The sequence below is a fragment of the Saccharomonospora saliphila YIM 90502 genome, from assembly GCF_000383795.1.
Lineage (GTDB): Bacteria > Actinomycetota > Actinomycetes > Mycobacteriales > Pseudonocardiaceae > Saccharomonospora > Saccharomonospora saliphila.
This window is the reverse complement of the sequence record NZ_KB912656.1, coordinates 33,449-36,192: the sequence shown is the minus strand read 5'-3', so window position 1 is coordinate 36,192 and position 2,744 is coordinate 33,449. Positions and strand designations below refer to the sequence as shown.

Here is a 2,744-nt window from a genome sequence, read left to right as displayed (position 1 = left end):
GACCCGCAGCGCCGCCGGGACCACGCCCACGCGGGCTCCCACCCGGCCCGCGTGCACGGCCGCCACCACTCCAGCCTCGGGGTCGCCGAGGAGTACGGGGACGCAGTCCGCGACCAGGGCGGCGACCGCCAGGCCGGGGCGTGTGGTCACCAGCGCGTCCGTGGCCTCGGCGGGTCCGGCCTCCGAGCCGTCGACCACCGCGACACCCCGGCCGTGCACCTGTTCCATCCAGGCGATCCGGTCCCGGCCCAGCTCGAGCTCGTCGGCGAGCCGCTCGCGGTTGGCCGCGACGGCCTCCGGGTCGTCGCCGACGTGGTCACCGAGGTTGAAGGAGTCGAACGGCGGCTTCGACCTCCCGCCCGACCTCGTCGTGACGACCCGACGAATGCGCACCAGTACCCAGTCCCTTCGACCACGGTCTCCCCGGCGACGCGGTCCCGTTGACGGCCCGTGCCGCCGCGTGGCCCGCGTGGCCACGTCCCCGAGCCTAACGCCCGGCCGCGGCGGGCCCGCGTCGATCCACCGTCCGACGGCCCCGCCGCCGACCCGCCGAATCAACGGCTCCGCGCGAACTGGGTCAGCGCCGCATGAAGGGCGGGACGTCGACGTCGTCGTCTCGGGAATCCTCGTCGGTGACCGGGTACGCGCGACCGGTCAGGCCGCCCTGGGTGCGGTAACCCGACGACGGATACCCCCGGTCACCTCCCTGGGTGGAGGGCAACGATCCGGAGTGGGAGCCCTCGCTGGTCGACGACGGCGCGGGCCGCCGCACCGGCGGCGTTGGGTTGTTCGGTTCGGTGCGGTCGTCGCGGGCCGCCGAGCCACCGTATCCGGACGTCTGCTCCGGCGGCTGCTCACCTGTCCCAGCACCGGACGCCCCACCGCCGCCCGCAGCGGTCTCCCCGCCCGCGGGCCGGGTGCCGAAGGTGCCCGGATCGAGCTTCTTGTGCGTCGGGGCCCCGGCATCGAAGCCGGCCGCGATCACCGTCACCCGCACCTCGTCGCCGAGCGAGTCGTCGATGATCGTCCCGAAGATGATGTTCGCCTCCGGGTGTGCCGACTCCTGCACCAGCGACGCGGCTTCGTTGATCTCGAAAAGGCCGAGGTCCGACCCGCCCGCGATGGACAGCAACGCGCCGTGCGCGCCGTCCATCGACGCTTCCAGCAACGGCGAGTTGATCGCCTTCTCGGCGGCCTGCACCGCACGCCCCTCGCCCCGCGCCGAGCCGATGCCCATCAGCGCGCTGCCCGCGCCGGACATGACGCTCTTCACATCGGCGAAGTCCAGGTTGATCAACCCCGGCGTGGTGATGAGATCGGTGATGCCCTGCACACCGGAGAGCAGCACCTCGTCCGCCGAGCGGAACGCGTCCATCAGCGAGACGCCGATGTCACCGAGCTGGAGCAACCGGTCGTTCGGGATGACGATCAGGGTGTCGCACTCGTTGCGCAGCTCCTGGATGCCGTCCTCGGCCTGGCGCGCACGCCGCTTGCCCTCGAACGAGAAGGGCCGGGTGACCACGCCGATCGTGAGCGCCCCGAGCTTGCGCGCGATCTGGGCGACGACGGGAGCGCCGCCGGTGCCGGTGCCACCGCCCTCGCCCGCGGTCACGAAGACCATGTCGGCCCCCTTGAGGACCTCCTCGATCTCCTCGCGGTGATCCTCGGCGGCCTTCTGCCCGACCTCGGGGGAAGCCCCGGCGCCGAGACCACGGGTGAGTTCCCGGCCGATGTCCAGCTTCACGTCGGCGTCGGACATCAGTAGAGCCTGCGCGTCGGTGTTCACCGCGATGAACTCCACGCCTTTCAGTCCGACCTCGATCATGCGGTTCACGGCGTTCACGCCGCCGCCGCCGATACCGACGACCTTGATCACCGCGAGGTAGTTGTGCGGGGGCGTCATCGGGTTGCCTTCCTGATCGTGGTGGTGCTGTCGTGCGTCGGCGCTGGATGTCGACGGGCGGTGCCGCTCCCGGAAAGCCTCACCCTCAAGTGGAGGTTCAGGGTTGTGTCAACTACCAACGTTGCTGGTGGACGGTAAGCACCAGACCGCTCGGAATCCAGCAGCCATCCGGCGTGTCGCCGGCGTCTTTCGCCACACCGTGGTCGTCCGGACACGATCGCGGACCACGCCCGCCTCCGCGTGCCCGGCGTGGCACCGGGCGGCGGGGCGCACCGGTGTCGCCGGCACACGGTCCGGTCCCGCGGGCCCGCCGGTCGCTCCCCCAGGATCATGCCCGCCAACTTCTCACACCGGCGAAGGCCGCGGGACCGCCACCTCGCCATCGCCGGGCCGCGGGTCGCGGCAGAGCGCGGGTCACGACACCGTGGGCAACTCCGGGCTGGAAACGTCGTAGGTGCTGCCCTCGCGCGTCAACAGCACCGACAGCACCCGGGCCTTGTACCCGTTCTGCCGGGCGTCTCCCCACCGCACGGTCTCGTCACCGGTCAAGGCGAGTTCGACGCTGCCCGGTGTGGGCGCCCGCACCGCCGTCACCCGGTCCGCGAGCCCGGACGGCAGCGCGGCCAGGACCGCGGTGGCCGCCCGGGTGCGGGCATCGTCCGGCCCCGGGTCCGGCACCTCGAGCCGAGGCAGGTCCGGCGCCTGGCCGACCCGTTCGAACACCGTGCCGCCCGCGTCCACCACGGACAAGATCTCTCCCGAGTCGTGGTAGGCCACGGCGACGCGCGGACGAACCGTGATGACGACCGTGGACGGCCACGACCGGGCGACCGCCGCCTCG

At 72.4% G+C, this 2,744-nt stretch carries 3 protein-coding genes; all 3 read right to left on the bottom strand.

Going from position 1 to position 2,744, the window contains the following annotated elements:
- On the bottom strand, positions 1 to 393 hold a 393-nt coding region (locus SACSA_RS22185; RefSeq protein ID WP_019815276.1), incomplete at its 3' end, for a polyphenol oxidase family protein.
- Positions 394 to 577: 184 nt separating this feature from the next.
- Positions 578 to 1,903: a cell division protein FtsZ gene (gene ftsZ / locus SACSA_RS0109140; RefSeq protein WP_019815275.1), complete on the bottom strand. Its 1,326-nt coding sequence runs from the start codon at positions 1,901 to 1,903 to the stop codon at positions 578 to 580.
- Between the two features lie 414 nt (positions 1,904 to 2,317).
- Positions 2,318 to 2,744, bottom strand: a 427-nt coding sequence (locus tag SACSA_RS22180) for a cell division protein FtsQ/DivIB (protein ID WP_198009023.1), incomplete at its 5' end; no start/stop codon positions are given.